The 21,316-nt window shown below is 46.8% G+C and carries 15 protein-coding genes; 2 read left to right on the top strand and 13 right to left on the bottom strand.

What is annotated here, in order from left to right; translation table 11 throughout:
- Positions 1 to 40: 40 nt before the first annotated feature.
- The 12 genes from ABEW34_RS01560 to ABEW34_RS01505 all read right to left on the bottom strand — a co-directional run bounded on the left by ABEW34_RS01560 (position 41) and on the right by ABEW34_RS01505 (position 14,846).
- Positions 41 to 742: an amino acid ABC transporter permease gene (locus ABEW34_RS01560; protein WP_430154257.1), complete on the bottom strand. Its 702-nt coding sequence runs from the start codon at positions 740 to 742 to the stop codon at positions 41 to 43.
- A gap of 23 nt (positions 743 to 765) precedes the next feature.
- Positions 766 to 1,602: a transporter substrate-binding domain-containing protein gene (locus tag ABEW34_RS01555; RefSeq protein WP_430154255.1), complete on the bottom strand. Its 837-nt coding sequence runs from the start codon at positions 1,600 to 1,602 to the stop codon at positions 766 to 768.
- 40 nt (positions 1,603 to 1,642) lie between these two features.
- On the bottom strand, positions 1,643 to 2,959 hold the full coding sequence (locus ABEW34_RS01550; protein ID WP_430154253.1) for an LLM class flavin-dependent oxidoreductase: 1,317 nt from the start codon (positions 2,957 to 2,959) through the stop codon (positions 1,643 to 1,645).
- Positions 2,956 to 3,969, bottom strand: a complete 1,014-nt coding sequence (locus ABEW34_RS01545) for an MsnO8 family LLM class oxidoreductase (RefSeq protein WP_430154251.1) — start codon at positions 3,967 to 3,969, stop codon at positions 2,956 to 2,958. Before ABEW34_RS01545 ends, ABEW34_RS01550 begins: the two co-directional genes overlap by 4 nt.
- 20 nt (positions 3,970 to 3,989) lie before the next feature.
- Positions 3,990 to 4,481: a GNAT family N-acetyltransferase gene (locus tag ABEW34_RS01540; RefSeq protein WP_430154249.1), complete on the bottom strand. Its 492-nt coding sequence runs from the start codon at positions 4,479 to 4,481 to the stop codon at positions 3,990 to 3,992.
- Between the two features lie 602 nt (positions 4,482 to 5,083).
- A complete protein-coding gene (locus ABEW34_RS01535) occupies positions 5,084 to 6,028 on the bottom strand; it encodes an alpha-L-rhamnosidase C-terminal domain-containing protein (RefSeq protein ID WP_430154247.1) in 945 nt (314 codons plus the stop codon).
- 305 nt (positions 6,029 to 6,333) lie between these two features.
- The gene (locus ABEW34_RS01530; RefSeq protein WP_430154245.1) at positions 6,334 to 8,613 is read right to left on the bottom strand and encodes a beta-glucosidase; all 2,280 of its coding nucleotides are present in this window, start codon (positions 8,611 to 8,613) and stop codon (positions 6,334 to 6,336) included.
- A gap of 98 nt (positions 8,614 to 8,711) precedes the next feature.
- Entirely contained in the window at positions 8,712 to 10,070 is a 1,359-nt protein-coding gene (locus ABEW34_RS01525; protein ID WP_430154243.1) for an MFS transporter, read from the bottom strand.
- 125 nt (positions 10,071 to 10,195) lie between these two features.
- Complete coding sequence (locus ABEW34_RS01520; RefSeq protein WP_430154593.1) at positions 10,196 to 11,047, bottom strand: alpha/beta hydrolase; 852 nt, start codon at positions 11,045 to 11,047, stop codon at positions 10,196 to 10,198.
- A 162-nt stretch (positions 11,048 to 11,209) separates the two neighbouring features.
- The gene (locus ABEW34_RS01515) at positions 11,210 to 12,919 is read right to left on the bottom strand and encodes a sugar ABC transporter (protein WP_430154241.1); all 1,710 of its coding nucleotides are present in this window, start codon (positions 12,917 to 12,919) and stop codon (positions 11,210 to 11,212) included.
- Positions 12,920 to 13,032: 113 nt separating this feature from the next.
- Complete coding sequence (locus ABEW34_RS01510) at positions 13,033 to 13,908, bottom strand: carbohydrate ABC transporter permease (RefSeq protein ID WP_430154239.1); 876 nt, start codon at positions 13,906 to 13,908, stop codon at positions 13,033 to 13,035.
- Positions 13,909 to 13,919: 11 nt separating this feature from the next.
- On the bottom strand, positions 13,920 to 14,846 hold the full coding sequence (locus ABEW34_RS01505) for an ABC transporter permease (RefSeq protein ID WP_430154237.1): 927 nt from the start codon (positions 14,844 to 14,846) through the stop codon (positions 13,920 to 13,922).
- Between the two features lie 254 nt (positions 14,847 to 15,100).
- On the opposite strand from ABEW34_RS01505, the gene ABEW34_RS01500 reads away from it, so the two are divergent.
- Complete coding sequence (locus tag ABEW34_RS01500; RefSeq protein ID WP_430154235.1) at positions 15,101 to 16,786, top strand: sensor histidine kinase; 1,686 nt, start codon at positions 15,101 to 15,103, stop codon at positions 16,784 to 16,786.
- Positions 16,787 to 16,809: 23 nt separating this feature from the next.
- A complete protein-coding gene (locus ABEW34_RS01495; RefSeq protein WP_430154233.1) occupies positions 16,810 to 18,408 on the top strand; it encodes a response regulator transcription factor in 1,599 nt (532 codons plus the stop codon).
- A 66-nt stretch (positions 18,409 to 18,474) separates the two neighbouring features.
- Here ABEW34_RS01495 and ABEW34_RS01490 read toward each other — a convergent pair whose 3' ends face one another.
- Complete coding sequence (locus tag ABEW34_RS01490; RefSeq protein ID WP_430154231.1) at positions 18,475 to 21,312, bottom strand: family 78 glycoside hydrolase catalytic domain; 2,838 nt, start codon at positions 21,310 to 21,312, stop codon at positions 18,475 to 18,477.
- Positions 21,313 to 21,316 lie beyond the last annotated feature (4 nt).

Raw genomic sequence — 21,316 nt, 5'->3', positions numbered from 1 at the left:
CACTTTGTATGCTGACTCGCCGGCGTGCGGACTACCTATTTCAGGTGCTTGTCATGATACGTGTATATCGTTGCATTTTATGCTCTATGCGCGCGAACACATATTGAAGTGTCAAACAGATGATATAATAAATAATCGCTAAGCTGATATAAACTTCAAGCAACCGATAAGAAACGAGTCCGATTGCTTCTCCACGTCCCATCATATCCATCACTCCTACGGAAAAAGCGAGCGAGGTATCCTTCAGACTCGCTACTACTACATTTGACAGATGGGGCATGGCTATGCGAAATGCTTGTGGAAATACGATGCGGAAGAAGGTGCTCCAGCCTGTCATACCGACGGAAGCCGCCGCTTCAGACTGCCCCCGATCAACGCTATCGACAGCAAGCCGATAGATTTCAGCCAGAGAAGCACCGGTATTCAGCCCGAATGCAAGCACAACAAACACGGCAGGAGAGACCCTCGATAAGTCCACGCCTAGAGGTTTCAGCAATTCCGGCAGCCCATAAAAGATCAGGATGAGTTGAATAATAATTGGCGTACCCCGAAAAAAAGAAATACAGGCCCCACTCCATCCGTTCACAATCGGCCATTTGTACAGACGGGGGGCAGCTAGAAGCGCACCCACGACGCTACCAAGAATCAATGACAAGACGAGAATCATCAATGAAACAGGCAAATAGTGTATTAAAATAAGCAAGTATTTCACAACCGATTGCCAATCAAAAGTGTTTCCCATTCATTCGACTCACCTTTTTTACATTATTGATAATCCCTTTTCAGCCATTGTTCCGCCAATTTTGTCAGCGTCCCGTCCTCCTTCATTGCTTTTAACGCTTCATCCACCGCATTACTGAACACCGAACCATCCTTTTGGCGGAAAGCGAAATATACGCCCGATTCTGTATGAAGATTTTCGCCAATCAGTTTCAATTGAGCGTTAGCATCACGATTTAAGCTTTTTGCCAGACCTGAATCGATGACCGTTGCATCCACACGACCAGACTTAAGTTGATTAACCGCATTTGTATAATCACCATATATCACTTTGATCGCATTTTGATGATCTTTATTGTATTTTTCGACAAGTGCAGCTGAACTGGTCGACGGTGGGACAATGACGGTCTTTCCTTTCAAATCATCAATGGAATGAATGCTCGTGTTGGATTCATTGACAGCCACCAATAATTCAGATGAATCATAGAATTCTTTATTGAAGAGATATTTAGTTCTTCTTTCTTCATTTTGTTCCAGATGCATCGCAATAAAGTCAATTTTTTGAGCTTCCAGACTTAAAAACAAATTTGGAAAGTCCATCGTTTCGAATTCAAACTCGTATTGCGGCAACCTTCTATCGATTTCCCGTACAACCTCCACATCATACCCAGTCAGCTTCCCAGCATCGTCAAGAAAAGATACGTTTTTAATAACGGCCGACGTCCCGACTTTAATCAACTGTGGCTGCTCTTCGTTCGATGGAGACGAGCCGTTGACCGAGGTAACTGCCTCATTGTTCGCTGCTCCGCATCCTGTCAGAGAGATAGCAATGATAAGAGAGAATGATAATATCAATATATTTTTGAAATTCAGAATCCTCATTCAAATTTGCCTCCAATAATTATTTTTCTACATTATCGTTTCACACGGTTTCCGTTTGGCTGTATCGATTCTGAGGAATGGGTAAGCCAAGATTTCCACGGAAGGTATCTTTGTCATATTCAGTACGGAATAATCCCCTCTGCTGAAGGATAGGGACGACAAGGTCTACAAATTCATCAAATGCGCCTGCTTCACTTTCTCCCACAATAAAACCGTCTGCAGCTCCAGTTTCAAACCAATTCTGAATTTCATCCGCAACCTTTTCCGGAGTTCCAATAAACGGATGGCGTGGGTGCGTCACCTGCAATGCCACTTCACGGAGAGTCCAGCCATTTTCTTTCGCTTCCCTCTTGAGACGTTCTTGTCCCCCTTTAAATGCATTACTTCCTATATCACCAATATCAGGAAATGGCTGATCTAACGGAAATTGCGCAAAATCGTAATGATCAAAGAAACGTCCCAAATAATTTAAAGTATCTTCCGGACTAAGCAGATTTCCGATTTCATGAAATTTAGCATCCGCCTCTTCTTGCGTATTGCCCAGAATGGGTTGAATACTTGGCAAAATGGAGAGCGATTCGGGATCTCTTCCCAACTCAGATGCTTGTTTCTTCAAATCTTGATAGTAATCCCTTGCATTCTCAATAGATACCAAGTTTGTGAATATGCAATCGGCATGAGCGGAGGCAAATTTGCGCCCGATGGAAGACGTTCCCGCTTGAAAGATCACCGGTTGCCCCTGCCGTGATCTTGAAATGTTCAACGGTCCACGCACCGAAAAATATTCCCCTTTATGATTCAGCGTGTGCAACTTACCTTGGTCAAAGAAAACGCCATTTTCCTTGTCACCAATAAATGCATCGTCCTCCCACGAATCCCAAAGTCCTTTGACTACCTTAAGATACTCCTCGGCAATATGATAACGATCGTCATGTTCCGGGTGTGCCTTGCCATAATTTAACGCAGAGCCTTCCAGTGGGGAGGTGACAACATTCCAGCCCGCACGGCCTTTACTGATATGATCCAGAGAGGCCAGTTGCCTGGATATTGTAAAAGGCTCGCTATAAGAGGTGGAAATTGTCGCTACCAAGCCTACATGCTTGGTCACCGTTGCCAATGCAGACAAAATCGTAAGCGGCTCGAAGCGATTAAGAAAATGAGGTAACGATTTTTCATTAATAAATAAGCCGTCCGCGACAAAAAGCAGATCAAACTTGCCCAATTCCGCCTTCTGTGCCTGATGAATGTAATGATCGATGTCCACACTTGCTTTAATATTCGCTTGTGGTCTTCGCCAAGCGACATGACTTGTTCCAACTCCGGTTAATCCTAATCCTAATTTCAATTGTTTAGTCATCTAATTTTCTCTCCTTTTTGATATTGCTTTATACCAGCAGACAGCCACTCGTAGGCCTGTATTCTTTGCTCAAATTCATGAGCTGTGGGTAAAATCATCACTTCTTCAATGTTATGAAGCAGGCTGATTTCATGAATTTTGTTAAGCAACGTCTCTTTTGTTCCATAAACAAGGCTTGTCGGTTCGGCTTTAATTGTATAGGGTTCATTGGCTTGTTGCCCTAAGCGTTCAGCAAGCTCTAGCGAAAAGATGGAAATGGTTCTTCCGCTGTCGAAGTGAACCTTGTAGGTTATTTTTTCATCAGCCAGCCGCTTAGCCTCTTCTTCGGTATCGGCAAAAAGCACCGATAAGGCTAAAATGAGCCCGGGGGTTCTTCCTTTGGAGAAGTTGAACCTAGTTCTGTATACAGATAAGGAATTCTTGAGTAATTGCTCATCTCCATTAATAAAATGGGCATATACAAAAGGGAGCCCCTGTTTGGCCGCCAGCTCAGCACTGGATTCTCCTGTCCCTAGCACATGTAGCTCGGGTGGAACGGATGGTAAAGGCTGTGCCCGGAGTCCTTCAACCCCCTCCGACTGCAAGTAAAGATCCAGATGCTCCATTTTCTCAGTAAAAGGTATCGTTTCAGAATGTACTGCTGGCGACAATGCCCGTGTAGTAACTGGCAATCCTCCAGGCCCCCTCCCCACTCCAAGATCTACCCTGCCAGGAGCCAGCACAGACAACAAATTGAAGTTTTCCGCAACCTTGTATGGACTATAGTGCTGAAGCATCACACCGCCGGAACCTATACGTATACGATCGGTTTTGGAAATCAAATGAGGAATAAACACCTCGGGAGAAGAACCTGCCAATACTTCGGAGCCATGGTGCTCTGATACCCAGAAGCGATGAAATCCCAGTTCATCCGCTTTTTGCGCCAGTCTTACTGTGTTCAATATACCTTGTTCCGGGTTCTCCCCTTCATTTACGGGACTGCGGTCCAGCACGCTCAATTTAATGGACATCTGCTTCACCTCATTTTCGATTACAAGTTTTTTTTGAGAATTACAGAATTTCCACGTTCCCCTTTTTCACTTTCAAATACCAGTTCATATCCCCGTCTTTTATACATGTCAATCAGCCAAGGGTGACGAGTTGAGGTTGCCAAGGTAACCGCTGATGCTTGCAAGTCCCGGCGAATGATCGCCTCTACCTCGTCAAGCAATCTTCCACCTATTCCCTTTCTTTCATAGCTGGGATCCGTAGCAAACCACCATATAAACGGGAAGTCGTACGGGTAATCTATCACTTTTCGAACCGACTCGGCCTTCGCAACTGAGACCGTAGAAATGATTACATTATCAATTAATAAAATGTAGCACCGATTAAGATTGATATTGTTTTCCACCATGTTCAGATCTGCTGAAGCAGCCGGAAAATCAAGCCCAAGTTCGCGTATTGATTCGTATGCCCGATGCGTCAATTTCAAAATCCGTGGGGCATCTGTAAGCGTGGCTAATCTGATCACCTCTGCCATTGGGGGTCTTCCTTTCCTCATAATTAATTAAACATATAAAAATAATCGGATTTATAAGCGCGGTGAGTTTAACTATTCCGGTTCCATTTAAGGCATAAAAAAAGAAACACCCCTCCTGTCGTTTGGAATGTTTCCGCTGGTACGGTCAACATAATTGCGTAAATTATGCACTTGAAACAGGCACTCATTAATTTATTCCGATAGAACCAATATAGTTACAGTCATTCAATTTGTCAACTGATTAATTTAACTTCTTACTGCAGAATTTTAAACAATACGAGAAGTTGCCTGCATTCTGGACGGTTTATGCTCATTTTCACTTCCTGAACGCTTAACATCTTTTGCTCAATTAATACTATAATAGTATGTTAATTAATTTAATTTTACATAATATCCATATGGATGAAGGTAACTCCCTTTGATTCAGGCTACGCGATGATCGAATCAGACACCGTTGCAAACAGCTTCTGGAACCTCTACGAGAAACGGTCAGAGCACTCAGTTTCTGTGAACGGAGTCACTCCGTAGCAAAGAAATCGATCCAATAATACTCAATGATTCTCGTAATGTCATGCGTTCTGACGTTCTTATTTGGTTCTTTTTTATGCTAGGATTAAACCCTTTTCTCGTTCAACTTTTGCGATCCCCGCTCCTCCAAGCAAGGTTTTTAATTGATGACTTTGGCATGGCAATAGGATGTTGGCTTGCGTATTAGCGGGAACTTTAAAATGAAAGTGAATATGGTCTGCCTCCAAGAACCACTCGATTTTTATCAATCCGAATACGCTTCGATAGCTTGCTTTTGCAAAGCTGAGCCGTTTATTTGGCTTTGGCGCGAGCAGAAATTGGTTTTTACTAAACGAATTTCTCAACGTTCCATCTTCCGCGACATATTCCTCTTCATAGGCTTGCCTAATTCTTTCGGTTAAACGTTGGTATTCGTTAGCTTTGTCAGCATAGCCAAGTGTAAGGCAAATTTGACTGAAAAGTTCAGCACTGTTTGCATACAGCGATGTACTCACTAAATCCTTTGTCAAATAAGCAGACATCGGACCGTCGGCAAAACCTGCTTCATTGACGATGCTTGGTGCCAGCCAATCTCCTAAATGAAATCCGGTATTGATGATGTATTTTTGATTGTCTAGCTTTCCTCCCTCCATTTCCGCAGCTTCAGGCGGAAGCTCCGATGCAATCCTCTCCAAGTGCTTCATCCACTTTTCCATGGCCTCGTAATGATCCGACAATATTCTGTGATCGCCGTAATATTGATACAAATCCCATGGCAGCCTCACGATTACGTCACCCCAACCGATAGATCCTGAAAAGTGCATATGCATGTAGCTTCTAAGTTTTGGAACAATATTCAGCACTTGGCCATCCGGCAGTTGATCCGCTTTAAGATTTCGAAGCCAGGAATCAAAAAAGCCCATGAGATTCTGATTATAGAGAGCCGTCTTAGCGTAAATGAGTACGTCCCCAGTCCAGCCTGCTTTCTCTCGTGTCGGACAATCGGTAGGGATTCGAGCAATGGAAAAAAGCCGTTTCAAAAGTATGCTCTTCCGATTCGGCTTGGTGATCAGCGTCGTCCCAAATCAGGATTCGATAACGGTATTCCGTTCTGGAGACCAAGGAACCCCCCTCATACGGAATGGCAAATGTTCGCCCACCTTCGATCCGTCCACTATCCCAGACCACTCTATCTCCTTGATGAACGACAATTCGATAAGCTTGTTGGTAAGTATTTTGCCTGTCCGAAGAAATTTTCCAACCAAAGATAGGCGTTTTTTTATCCACGCCTATCGGATTTGTTAAATATTCGCATTGTACTTGAGAAATACAAAGCATAGTCTCGTCACCTCATAATCTTCTTCACTGCCGCATTGAATTGCTCCAGCAACTGGCTTAAGGTCTCCTCTGTCATCGCTCCTCCCGTAAACGGAAGCAGGGCACGAAGCGGCATATAGCGCATCGCCGCGAGCATCATATCAGAAGATACTGCATCCGAGGGGCCAGACTGCGGCGCCATGCTTTGCAAATACGCGAGTATAGGCGCGGTCTTCGGATTCGTCATCAGCTCGCCAAGCGTGGAATTACGATGGAATACTGGTACCGATTCAAACGTTGACACGACATGCACCGAGGCTTCAAGCTGAATATCGCGCGATGATTTGCCTACAAGAATACGGTAATCGCCGGTTTCTGCTTCCCAATCCCCAAGAGACACGTTGTAGCTGGCAAAGCTCCTTTTGTCTAGCAAGAAATGAACGGTCTGCTCTTCGCCCGGCTCAAGCGCAACCTTTGCGAAGCCTTTAAGCTCTTTCTCCGGCCGAATCATACTGGACTCCTCATCCTTCACATACAGCTGGACAATTTCCTGACCTCGGCGTGTCCCCGAATTTTTAATGGTTACTGTCACGTCTAGCGTTTCCTGGTCTGTCATTTGGGCGTGGCTTATATGCAGCCCGGAGTAGTCAAAGGTTGTATAGCTTAGTCCATATCCAAACGGAAACAATGGGTCAATATCTTTGGCATCATAATAACGGTAACCGACAAAAAGGCCCTCCCGATATTCCACACGATCGCCCTCGCCCGGAAAATAGGGGTGGGAAGGGTTATGTCTGAGACTGGCCGGGAACGTTTCTGCAAGCTTGCCACTTGGATTGGCTTCGCCAAACAACAGATCGGCAATCGCTCCGCCCGCCGCTTGTCCGCCCAAATAGCCTTCAAGCACCGCTTTAACCTGAGGCAGCCACGGCATGACGACAGGGGCACCATTGCTAAGCACAACGACAATATTCGGCTGAACCTGGGCAATCTCCGCAATCAATCGCTGTTGATTAATCGGCAAGTCCAGATGGCTGCGATCATACCCCTCGGATTCATAACGATCAGGCAAGCCCACGAATAACAAAGTAACATCAGCGGCAGCTGCCTGCCGCCTTGCTTCCTCCATTAATTCTTCATTGATTTCGTCCAATTCAAGATCATAGCCCTGAGCATAAACAACCGCAGCCGTTTCGCCTGCAAGCTTGACGATTTCCTGATATGCATGATCTAACCGCGTTGGCTTAATATGCGAGCTTCCGCCGCCTTGATAGCGTACCTTGTCCGCCATTGCGCCGATTACAGCTATTTTTCCATTTTTGTTCAAAGGCAGAATAGCAGCTTCATTTTTCAACAACACCATCGTTTCTCTAGCTGTCTCCCGCGCCAATGCGTGATGGGCCGCTTGATCATATTCAGCACCAAGCTGACGGCTGTCTGCCGCCTTGAATATGACTGTGAGCAGGCGTTCAACCGATTCATCCAGTACAGACACCTCAAGCTTGCCGGAGAGGACGGCTGCAACAATCTTATTCTGTCCGACACCGTGGCTTGCAGGCATCTCCAGTTCCATGCCAGCGGCAACGCTCGCGTCCGCTTCATTGACTGCTCCCCAGTCGGATACGACGATGCCAAGATGGCCCCATTCCTGCTTCAAAATAGATGTCAGCAAGCTGGCATTTTCCGAGCAATATTCGCCGTTTAGCCGGTTATAGGCAGACATGACGGTCCATGGCTGCGACTTCTTCACCGCAATTTCAAAACCGGTCAAATAAATCTCTCGAAGCGTCCGTTCATCCACAACAGCATCGGTCGTCATTCGGCGATGCTCTTGATTGTTGACGGCAAAATGCTTCAGCGAGGAGCCAACTCCCTGGCTTTGAACACCTGCTATATGCGCAGCCGCTATTTCTCCCGTCAAGTAGGGGTCTTCGGAGAAATATTCAAAGTTGCGCCCGCAAAGCGGAGAACGCTTGATATTGGCTCCGGGCCCGAGCAAAATAGCCACATCCTCCGCTTGACTTTCTTTACCCAAAGCCTCTCCCACCCGCTGTATCAACTCACGGTTCCATGAGCTTGCCAGTCCAGCAGCAGATGGAAAGCAGGTGGCTGGAACACTCTCATTCAAGCCAAGATGGTCGCCTTCACCATTTTGCTTGCGCACGCCATGCGGACCGTCTGTCATTGTAATAGAAGGAATCGCCAGCCTATCTATACCTTTTGTTGTCCAAAAGGTATCTCCTGAGCATAGTCCCGCCTTCTCTTCCAGCGTTAATTGCTGCACCAATTGCTTAATGTTTCGTTCCATGAATACATCTCTCCTTTTGTATAATATTTATCCGATTCAAGCCGGGCTGGCAGATTTTACACCTTGTCACTTATGGATTACGGGTTACGGGTTACGGGTTACGGTTTATGGATTTTTCGATTCTCCAAATCGTTCAAAATCTGGACATATTGCTTCTCTAAAGAGAATTTGGACAGCAGAATCGCAATAAGAATATAGGCGATCATAGGAATGTAAATATTAAAGCCAATAATCATTTGCAGAGCAGCCTGACCTTGTTCCGCTGCTCCCTCCTTGTAATTTCCCCATGCCAGCATCCAGCCAATTAACGCGGTGCCGACAGCCGTACCGATCTTCTGTCCAAAGCTGCTGACGCTGTTGGTCAGCCCTACAAGACGCTGTCCGTGCTTCCATTCCCCATACTCAATCGTATCTGTAAGCAGCGGCATTAGCACAATCATGAGCGGAATCATGCCGAAGGATTGCATGATGGAGCCGACCAGCCCCAGAGACACGTTTTCTACGTCTAGCAAACGAAGCAGTGATCCCGCTATCCCAATAACAAGCCCAACTATTGCCGTATTTCTCTTGCCGATTCGTTTCATGACTGGTCCTGAACCTAAGAAAATGACAACAACCGGGATGAATCCGATCGCCCCCATAATGCTTACGAGATTCACATTGCCCCAAATGTATTTGGCATAGTACATACCTGCTGTTGTAGACAGGGCGAACAAGATATTAGAGAGCAACCCTACAGCTACGACGATTAACCAATACTTATTGGTCACAAGCAGCTTAAGCCCCGTCCAGAGCGAATATGATTTCTTGATTTCTCCTAGCTCTCTCAGCTGGTTTGTATTATATTTCTCCTTTGTTGAACGAAAGGCAATGAATATGCCTGCGGCCGCAATGAGCGCATAAATAGAAGCAAGAAGCGTCCATTGCTGCTTTCCTCCGCCCATTGCATTCACAATCGGGATAAAACCTATTGCCACAGCCATACCGGCCAAATAGCCGAAGCCTGCTCTGTAAATTCCCATTAACCCTCGTTCTTGTTGGCTACGTGTCGTTAAGGCCATCAGGCTGTTGTATGGAATAGAGGTAGGGGTATAAACACAAATAAAAAAGAGCAGATTCGTGATCACAGCGTAAGTTATTTTAGAGCCCGAGCTCAAATCGGGCATGCTGAAGAGTAGAAAGATAGAGGCAAACATCGGCAAGGTCATCCACAGCAGCCATGGCTTCGCCTGTCCATGCCTTGACTTTGTCCGATCAACCAATACGCCCATTCCAACATCGGCTAGCGCATCCAGAATCTTGGTCAGCATCATGATCGTTCCCACGATAGCAGCCGAAACCCCAACAACATCCGTATAGTAATACATCATCATTCCTACAAGCCCTGTACTGATATTCAAGCCAAACTGCCCCATTGCATCTCCTGCCAGACTACGGTTCGTGCGTTCTCTAGACACTTCTCTTCCTCCTATAATTCTATCTTGGTGTTCTAAGATAAGTGTAAGACCCCAGCAAGCTTGCCGATATAACGCATTTTGAACTTTACATATCGCGATATTAAGATTGCAGGCCAGCAAGCCAATTAAACGAACGGAATACCCTTAAGTTCAAGATCCAATTTCTCCATTACTTCTTGTGAAAGCATTCCCCCGCTAAACTCGTTAATCTGTCGAATGGAGACTTGTAAGGCATCCTTCAGCTGCGGACTATTTTCAAGCATCGGGAGCACTCCATAGATTAATTTTTCACAAGCAGAATTTTTTAAGAGTACACCCAGTTGAACATCTATACCGTATTCACTAATATTTTCATCCAATAGAATATCCTGATCCGATGCAAATTCTCCGAAAACATTTTCAAGCCAGGCCGCACATAGGCCAAACCATTTAGCTGCATCGCCATCCACCATAGATCGCATCCCGCTAAATCGCACCTTGAACTGTTCAAGGGCCGAAGCCATAGCCAATGCATTGTTTACAGGCACCAAAGTATCCTCGAAGGTATGAAAAATAAAGGCCGGTGGCGTTGCGGCATCCACAGCGGTATCGATCCCCGGCAATTCAACAGGAAATATATTGCTATTAGTCGCTAAAATCTGTGGATAACCCAATATCATCGCATTCGGACGAATACGTCCCATTGTGCCTAATGCCGAAGCCAAATGCCCTCCTGCCGAGAAGCCGCATACCGCCACCTTCGACGGGTCTACACCCCATTGCTCGCTATGCTCGCGAATAAGCTCAAGCGCTTCCTCCGCATCGTTTAACGGTTGGGGGAACGCAGCATTTTGATTTAGCGAATATTTCAAAACGAAAGCCTGATAGCCTTCAGCCAAAAAGGCCATCGCTACCGGCTCAGCCTCTCTGGCCGAACATCCACGATAAGAGCCGCCTGGAAAAATTAGAATTGCGGGCCGGATTCGAGTGTTTGGCATTTCATGAGACTGGTCAAGCAGGTAAGCCGTCAAGGTAACATTTTCATTCGTTAATGGCTGTGTAATTAGTTTCATAGGATCATTCCATTCATTATTAAATTTTGTTCCTGCTAAAAAACAAGAAGGCTTTGGTCTAAACCCCAGAGCCTTCCTGCCTTAATGCTAGTGCTTGACGGAGGCATACCACTCATTAACTTCCTTAGTGATGTCCTCTCCGCCGGACGATTTCCACTTCTGGACGAAAGCGTCGAATGCGTCTACCGGCTTTTTCCCATATATGATTTCGATATACGTATCCATTTGCATTTTAGTAAGCAGTTCTTTTCTCGACAGCATCGTCTTCGTTGACGGTCCTTGGAAGTATTCCCGTACGTCCGCATCAGTCTGCTCAATACCCACCAGAAGCGCCTTGGTTGTAAAATGCTCAAGTGGATTGGTGTCGTCTATTCCCAAAATGCCTGTAGGTGCAAGCGCAGCAAGATCCTTGTTCGTCAAAGGTTCGTTTTTCGCCATTTTTAGATTTGCCTCCATCCTTTTGGAAGGATAAACGGCATCTGATCCGGCAATCGTATACTTCATCGTAGGCGTTTTTCCACCCGGAATCTGCTTCTCGTCCATATTCGCTTTGCCATCTTGAATGATGTAATCATAGCCATCCTGAAAGCCTTTGAAAATAAAGGGATCATCCGAATTGTATGCATCGAACATTGCATTCTGATAATGGAAAAACGCTTGCAGCGCTTCTTCAGAGATATCCTTGCTGATTAATATTGCACTGGAATATGGATTGGCTACCGTACGCAAATTTTTTCCATCGACGCCTTCGGGAAGCGGATATGAATTATAGATAGCCGAAGGATTGGACGCCATCAGCATGGAGCCCGGATACACCATCATCCAGCTCTCGCCACCCAGCATGCCTACCTTTCCTGCCGTTACGTTCTCCGCCACTTTGTTGAAATCATGAAGCGCAATATCGCTTGCGATATAGCCTTTGTTCTTCCACTCATTTAATTTTCCAAGTGCTGACTTGATACCGGGCTGAATGGAGCCATACTGAAGATGGCCATCAGCGCCTGGATACCATCTCTCAGGTATAGCTCCGAAAAGACCAAAAATCCATGAGGAGTCTCCCATCGGAGCCCCCAGCATTTGATCCTTCATCGCAATTTCCAGCCCTACAGTATCTTTCTTTCCGTTCCCATCCGGATCCTCGTTGACGAAGGCGTCCATGAGCGCCTCCATCTCCACCAATGTATTCGGTGCCTTCATATTCAGCTTGTCCAGCCAATCCTGACGGATCCAGAGGGTTGATTGGGTACCCAAAGTTGGTCTCAGTACAGGAATGGCAAATTTCTTTCCGTTCTTCATGAAGGGCTGCCATGCAGTAGGCTCTTCCTCCATAGCAGCTTTCCACGTATCGGAAGCATATTTATCAAAGGCATCAGACACATCCAGCAATGTACCCGAATCAATAAACGTATTGATTGTGCTGGCTTGATTGGCTACGAACAGGTCAGGCAGTTCGTCACCTGAGGAAAGCATCAGCTTCAGCTTGGTATCGTAGGAGCTATCTCCCGAAGGTGAGGTCCATAACGTCTTCAACTCTACGCCTAGCGTATCCTTTGCCCAGCGGGTATGCACATTATCCATGTAGCTTTCGCCATTTTTGAATTTGACAGTCGGGTCCTCGCCCCTCACCATCGTGATCGTAACAGCAGGTTCAATTTTGCCATCAACCATTTTAAATTCTGCTGGTGCTTCAGGCTGTTTCGCATTTCCTGAAGGGTTGCCGTTGCTGCAGGCGATAACGGTACTGAGGCTGAGCACTAGCACGATGCTAGTTAAAATGAATTTCTTCTGGTTGCGCATTTGTTTACCCCCAATTAATAAATGACTGCTTGCTTCTTTATTTTAATAGCGCTTTCAAAGCGTGAATATAACGATAATGCAAGATGCCATAGCGGTATCTTAACTTCCCTCCGCTACTCTTTAACTGCTCCTATAACGATGCCCGCCGTGAAAAATTTTTGCAGTACAGGATAAATGAGCAGAATCGGCAGCGCCCCGATTAACACCTGGGCAGCTCGAATGGAGCGGTTATTTATTTTGGCGATTTCATTGACGTTGCTGGCATCGACTATCGGAACAGCAATCAGCGATTTCAACAACGTACTAAGCGGCACGTTGTCTCCTCTCATATAAATCGATCCCGCAAACCATTCATTCCAATCGCTTACGACCATGAACAGACCAACGGTAGCCAGAACAGGCAGTGACAGCGGCAGAAACATTCTGGAGAACACCTGCCAATGGTTGGCGCCGTCCATAAAAGCCGACTCTTCGATTTCCTTGGGCAGCGCCTTGAAAAAATTCATAATTAGAATCAAATGGAAGACGTTAACCAGTCCGGGAAGTACAAGCGCCCAGATCGAATTGTACAATCCGATTTTGGTTACGAGTAAATACGTAGGGATCAGCCCGCCGTTAAAAAGCATGGCGACGATGAAGAGACCGACAAAGCCCTTGTAGCCGGCGATACCATCCCTTCCTCCACCCTTGGACAATACATAAGCTGCCATGCAGTTCACGATTAGCCCAAGACCTAGACTCAGCGCGGTTCGCTGCACAGAAAGCCATATGGCAGGCAAAAATACAGGGTTTTCGAGCGCTTTAGTATAGGAATTAAAGTTCAGCTCAATCGGAAAAAATGTAACCTTATTGGCCATGACCGCCGCGCTAGAGCTTAGCGATATCGCAATAACATGAAGCAAAGGAACAATACAGATAAGCGCCAGCAATATCATAATGACATTATTGAAGCTCTGAAACCAGCGTTGAGGCGTTGAAATCACTTGCATGGGAATCCCCCTTAGAAAATTTTGTAGTCTGCTACCTTGTAGGCTAATCTGTACGCTCCCATAATGAGAATCAGGCTGACGATGGATTTGAATAAACCTACGGCTGTGGAGAAGCTGTAATTGCCGTCAATTAAACCAATGCGGTAAACGAATGTATCGATAATATCGCCTTTCTCATAGACGAGAGGGTTGTACAAATTGAAAATTTGGTCAAAGCCCGCATTCAGAACTTGACTCAGCGATAATGTAAGGACGACTACCATCGTCGGAATCATCGAAGGCAGCGTAATATGAAGCATCTGCTTCCATTTTCCGGCCCCGTCCAGCTGCGCCGCTTCGTAAAGTGCCGGATTTATGCCGGCAATAGCTGCCAGGAAGATAATCGACCCATATCCAAATTCCTTCCATACCTCACTCGAGACGACTGTAAAGAGGAACCAGTTATTGTCACCCAGAAAAAAGATTGGCTTTATGCCCATCGCCTGCAGCGCCTGATTGACTAAGCCGGTGTCCGGGTTAAGCAGCTCAACGAAAATGCCACCGAGCACGACCCATGAAAGAAAGTGCGGCAGGAATACAAACGTTTGAACGGTGCTTCTCAGCGCTTTGCGACGGACTTCATTGATAAGAAGCGCAAAACCCAGAGTAGATATAAAACCAAAAAACATCTTCAGCATAGCAATTCTCAGCGTATTCCAGATCACCTGCACGCTGTCTGGGTATTCAAATAAAAATTTGAACTGCTCAAGCCCCACCCAGTCGGATTTCAGAATGCCTAGATACGGCTTATAGTTTTGAAAAGCCATAACCAGCCCGCCCATCGGCATATAAACAAAGATCAGGACAAGCAGTACAGCCGGAATTAGCATCAGATAAAGCTGCCAGCTGTCCTTCCTACGCACCATTTTTTCCCTGTGATTCTTAGCTGCCACTTCCATAAAAAGCCTCCTACGAAATGAAATTTTACCGATGGCTTTAGTGTAAGGGCTGAATCATGATCCGGGATATAATGCAATACAAAGGAATGATAACGTTTTCTTAACTTGAACGGTCTTGGGGGGATATCGTTTTACAAACATCTGTTATTCATTCTTAACATTTCGGCCTGGCGAACCAGTGGAGCGTTGTAAACAGCCCTGCTAATGCCTACAATAGGGATAAGATTCGTACATACCAAAAAGGAAACGGTGCCATGTTCAAACCTAATCCGAAATTGCTTAGGCAATATCCGACCTTCATCAAAATATTGATGTTAATTCTTTCTACAACTATTGTCGTCATGATCATGTACAGCTACACCATCCAATTCAGCTTGAATACGGTTCGCGAGGACATACAAGCCAATAACCTGAATCGCATCAAATTCGCCGTGAACAGTCTGAATCATAATGTCGAGCAGCTGAATATGCTGGCCGCCGCTCTGGAGACAGACTCCAAGGTTGCGCTTCTGCCTTCCGTCGATTTGATGGACAGCTTCGACCAGATGGTGCTGATCCGGGATTTGACGGAAAAGATGAATCTTCAAAGCTTCTCGGAGGGTTGGAACAATCGTGTATCCATCTATTCCACTATCTTGAGCACCTGGATTGGCACACCCTATACCCCAGAGGCTCCTCTTGCTAGTGAAAACAGCAATGATTGGGTGATGGATTCGCCGCGTCAAACATTTGCCTTGTACCGCTATCATGCTGGATATACCATTCAGGTAGCATTCCCGAAGACGAATATAACCGATATGTTGAATCGAGGAATTATTGACAGCAACGATCCCTTTTTCTTCAAGGAAGGCAGCACCGTTCTTCTTAATGACCAATCGGATGGACAAAAGGTGCAACAATTGCTGCACCTGCTCTCACCCCTTATGAACCAGACGGAAGGCACGGAAATCTTGTCGATTGGCGACATCTCCTATATGGTCAATTATTTTCGTTCCGAGACGCTTGGCTGGTATATGATCGACTATGTGCCGCTTAATGAGGCTTTGGAGCCCATTATCAAAACCCAAAATACGTTCTACATTGCCTGCATTATCCTGCTGTTAACCAGCATCCTGACGATATTGTTTCTTTATCGCAAGGTGCAATTGCCGATTGTCACCCTGTTAAAGGGAGTGCGTCTGCTTAAGCATGGAGATTTCACTTACAGGATTAAGAGGTCCAGTCGCAACGAATTTGATATTCTGTACGAAAGCTTCAATGACATGGCCAGCCAGATTGAAGAGCTGATTGAAAAGGTATACAAAGAAAAAATCGTAACGCGCGAGGCGATGGTCAAGCAGCTGCAAGCGCAAATCAATCCTCATTTTTTGTATAACTGCCTATTCTTTATCAACAATATGACACGGCTAGGCAACGACGAGGCGGTCACCGCGATGACGCAAAATCTTGCTGAATATTTTCGTTATACAACACGGCTGAATGAACCAATCACCACCTTGGAGAAGGAAATCGCCGTTGTCGAGAACTATATGAACATTCAAAGCCTCCGGATGGAACGACTCCAATATACGATTTCCATACCTGAATCCATGAGAGAGCTCCGGATTCCCAAGCTTCTAATCCAGCCGCTTGTGGAGAACAGCGTTGTGCACGGTATCGAAGGCAAGCGGAGCGCGAGCCTTGTTAGCGTGACGGGCTGCGAGACTGAAGCTCATTACCTTATCAGCGTAGAGGATGACGGGAAGGGCCTAAGCAGCGAAGAAATCGCTGCCCTCTCGTCCCGTATCAAGCTTCCGCTTGACGATTCCATGGGCTGTGCGCTATGGAATATTCAGCAGCGAATGATCATTCACTTCGAGTCGCCTTCCGGCATCGAATTTACCAGCAACGCCCATGGTGGACTAACGGTCTCGTTGTTCTGGCCTAAGCCGCATAGTTAGTTAGATAAGGAGGAAGAATCCCCATGTACCAGCTATTAATTGTCGATGATGAGCACTCTGTCGTAGATAGTCTCGCCTTTACCATTCCGTGGAGCGATTATGGCATTGACACCGTTTATCCTGCCTATTCGGCAGAGGAAGCGCTGCACATTGCTGCCAAGCATACGATCGACATTATGATTACCGATATCCGCATGCCGGAAATGGATGGGCTGGAGCTCATTCATCAGCTCCGCCGCCTGTCCAAAAAAATCCGCTCCATTATATTATCCGGGCATGATGAATTTGAATATGCCCAGAAGGCGATCAGCTACGGTGCAGAAAGCTATTTACTCAAACCGGTAGACATTGGGGAATTAATTAAATCCGTACAAGTGATCATTGCTGCCATCGAACAGGAATGGACAGAACTCAGCTCGCATCAGCGACTGAAGCGCACCTTGCATGCCAATCTTCCACTGCTAAAAGACCGATTGCTAAACGATCTCATTCAGCAAAAGGCGATCAGCCAGGAGATGCTGCAAGAGCGGCTGTCGCTGCTTGACATCTCCTTTCAGACGGGCGATCCGTTTGTCATGATGCTGGTCAGGCTGGATGAACAGTTTGCAGAATATGACCTTGATTCCCTTTCTCTGCTTGAATATGCTGTGACTAATATTGCGCAGGAAGTATTTCAGGATCTGTTTGAGCTGTGGCATTGCACAACGGATGCCGGCTATTTAGTCTTTTTGATCAAAAGCAAGGAGCTGGAGACTTTAACCTTAATCGATTCGTCAGCAGTCAAGCTGCAAAAGCATGTACAGCGATTTCTGAAGGGCTCGCTGACAATCTGTATAAGCGGAGAAAGATCTTTTCCCGACCATATACAGGACACTTACCATAAAAGCGTAATTTCTATCCAGCGGAACGTAGGCGGTCACAAAAGCTACTTCTTGAAGACGGATGAAACGGTTGTGGAACTTGAGGAGAATAAGCTCCTCCCCTTATATGATCTGCCTCTGCTGCCTAGTATGCTGGAATCAGGAAAGTGGGATAAAGCACTTGGTATACTGAACCGTGCACTTGGCATGAATACAACGCTTGAGCCCACGCACGACCAACTGCTGGCTATCGTGCTGCTGGTTTCCTCTTCGCTGGCCATGACGTTTTCGCTACAGAACGGTCCTTTGGAGGAGCAGCTCGGAGAAGAGTTTAACTTGCTGCTCCGCAAAAAAAGCCAATTATCGCGACAGCGAGTTTGGGAATGGGCGGAGAAAATCATAATCGGACTCAGGGACCAATCGGCAACACAGTTAGAGGATTCGCACCAGCTGATTGCCTCGAAAGTTCGCAGCTTTATCGAGGAGCACTTGGCTGAAGGGATCTCGCTGCAATCGGTGGCGGATTATATTGGCCTGCATCCTGTATACCTCTCCAAAGTGTATAAAACCGTAACCAGCGAGACCATCGGCGATTACCTCTATACTGTGCGAATGGAACGTGCCGCCTACCTGCTCAAAAATTCCGATTTGAAAATTGCCGATGTGAGCAGCCAAATCGGCTTTCTAGCCGCACCGCATTTTATTAAAATATTTAAAAAACATTATGGCGCCACTCCGCAAGAATACCGCAATAAAACATAAAATAGAGCCTGGTATCCAAACAAGCTTAGGATAGCAGGCTCTTTCATGTGTAAGATCAACGTTTCATTAGCTAACGGGTATCGCTCCCAGCGCTTTATCCATTTCGTCTAATTGCTCTTCGGTTGCCGAATAGCCCGGATAGGTTGCCAGATCTCTAATCGAAGCGGCTCCCATCGGTCCCGCCATTCCAGGTGTCATAGCAGCAGCAATAGGAACGAACTCTACAAGAATCGCTTTAGCTTCCTTTACGCCCAACAATTCATCAATAATGGTTCGAGTGCTGAATGTTTTCTTATAAGGCTTACTAGGCACATAGGACAATTCATAAATTCCGCTATCAAGCAGCAGGCTTACCGCTTCCCCTGCTTGTCTCCCCTCTACTCCGCTTTCTTCCAGCTTTATCCCATTGATGGTCACATTCGAGACGTTAGCATCCGGCAGTAGAACCGTTGCGGTTGCATGGAAAGGAATCGTGAAACGAAAGGCAAGCTTGCCCGCTTCATCAATAGACCACTCGCTTCGGTACAATCCTGCCGCCGTATGGACGCCAGCTTTGGCCCACTGAAGACGCAGATTAGGCTGCGGAGCGATAATAGCGTGCCGGAAGCCCGGCTTGTCTTCCGCTGGATTTAGTCCGGCGACATGACGATACATCCACTCAACTACCGCTCCATAAGCGTAGTGATTAAGCGAATTCATGCCGGTGCTGCTGAGAGAACCGTCTGGAAGAATGGAATTCCATCGCTCCCATATCGTGGTAGCACCGAGCTCGACAGCGTAGAGCCAGCTTGGATAATCATTATTGAGCAGCAGCGTATACGCAATATCATTGCTGCCTTCTGCAGACAAAACACGATTCAAATATGGTGTACCTACGAAGCCGGTCCGCAGATGATGGTTGTCAGCACGCATACGCATGCGCAAATCGGCGGCTATGCGAGCACGGAATTCTTCTGGCACGAGGTTCATAAACAAAGCAACCGCATACCCGGTTTGGGTATCTACTGCAAATCGTCCATTGGCGGTAAAAAACTCAGCTTTGATAGCCGCGCGGATTTCCGCAGCGAGCTGCCCATACTGCTCGGCAAGCTCCACTCTCTTCAACACCCTTGCAGCCTTGGCAACCAATTCGGACGAGTAGCAGTAATATGCGCTTGCGATCAGATGTGTATCCGTGCCGCCCATAGGAGTATCTGGATTCGACCCATCCAGCGCGAGCCAGTCCCCGAAGTGGAAGCCGGTTGTCCATAGCCGCTTACCGCCCGACTCCTCCTCCGTTTTTCTGATAAAATCTACCCAGCCGCGCATGCTCTCGAATTGTTGTTCGAGAATCGCTTTATCACCAGAATGCAGATAGACGTTCCAAGGAATGATTGTCGCGGCATCGCCCCAAGCGCTGGAGCCGCCTCCAGGTACGATGCCAGCCGGTACAACCATCGGCACCATACCGCCTTGATCCTTCTGCTCCTGGTACAAATCGTAGCCGAATTTGCTGAAGAATGCGTATGAATCCATATTAAAGCAAGCTGTGCCTGAGAACACCTGGGCATCTCCGGTCCAGCCCATCCGCTCGTCACGCTGCGGACAGTCCGTCGGCGTGTCGAGGAAATTGCCCTTCTGTCCCCATAGCGCGTTCAGGAACAACCGGTTGACTTGCGGGTTGCTCGTCTCGAAATGCCCGGTCTGATCCATATCCGAATAAACGACACATCCTGTAAAATCCTTCGGATTCAGCTCGCCATGCCATCCCTCTACCTTTACAAAACGGAAGCCGTAAAAGGTAAAATAAGGGCGCACAGTCGCTTCATCGCCATTCGCTGTATACACATATTCAGCCTTGGCCGTACGCAAATTATCTCGGTAGAAATTACCGTTCTGCAGCACTTCGCCATACTGCAGTCGAATGATGGTTCCCGCTGGCGCATTCGTCCGGAACTGCAGCCAGCCAACCATATTCTGGCCCAAATCAATAACTGTTTCGCCCGCAGGGGTAGTCAGAATCTCTACGGGCGCAAGCCGTTCCTTCACGACCACTGGCAAGCTGAGCCGGGCCATTAGTCGATCATAGCCCAGATCTGCTGCTTTCACTTGATACACCCTTGAATCCACAAACGTTGCATCATACTTCTCGCCATCATAAATGTTGCTTTCAATAATCTTGCTTTTCCGTGCAGACCAGCTTTGATCGGTACCAATCACTTGCGTGGACCCGTCCTTGAATGTCACCATAATTTCCGCAAGCAGCGCAAATTCATCCCCATAAATATTTTCTTCGCCGCCATCGAAACCGAAGCGCCCCTTGTACCAGCCGTTTCCAAGGCTAACTTCAATCTTGTTCTCTCCGGCTTGCAGCAGTGCTGTCACATCATAAGTCTGATATTGCAGCCATTTATGATAGGCGTTGTATAATGGCGTCAGGTATTCATCTCCCGCCTTGACGCCGTTCAGCTCCATCTCGTACAAGCCCAGTCCACAGACGTAGGCGCGTGCAGATACGATTTCTCCTGGCAGGTTGAACGTGTGGAACAGAACAGGATGAATCTGCTTGTCCAATTCGGGAGAGATCCACTTTGCAGTCCATGACTCATCCAGCTTCGCTGTCTCAAACCAGGCAGGCTCGCTTGTTGCCGTATCTCCGTTGTCCGCCCACACCGTAACCCGCCAGAAGTAGCGCGTACGCGGCAGCAGCTCTGTATGCCATTCATAAGAGAGACTGTCAATGTCGGCTGATTGTCCGCTGTCAAAGATGGTCGTCGAGAATGCTTCATCCAGAGCGACCTGAATTTGTGCAGCTGTCTGCTTCTTGGCGGATGTATCCGTTACCACATAGGAAAAACGCGGTTTTTCTAAAGTGAAGCCTAACGGGTTGACGATACGGTTCGTTTTTAAATTTACGATTTTCATAAGT

Origin of the sequence: Paenibacillus algorifonticola (assembly GCF_050481745.1) — a bacterium.
GTDB classification, from domain to species: Bacteria; Bacillota; Bacilli; order Paenibacillales; family Paenibacillaceae; genus Pristimantibacillus; species Pristimantibacillus algorifonticola_A.
This window is presented reverse-complemented; position numbering and strand designations above follow the sequence as displayed.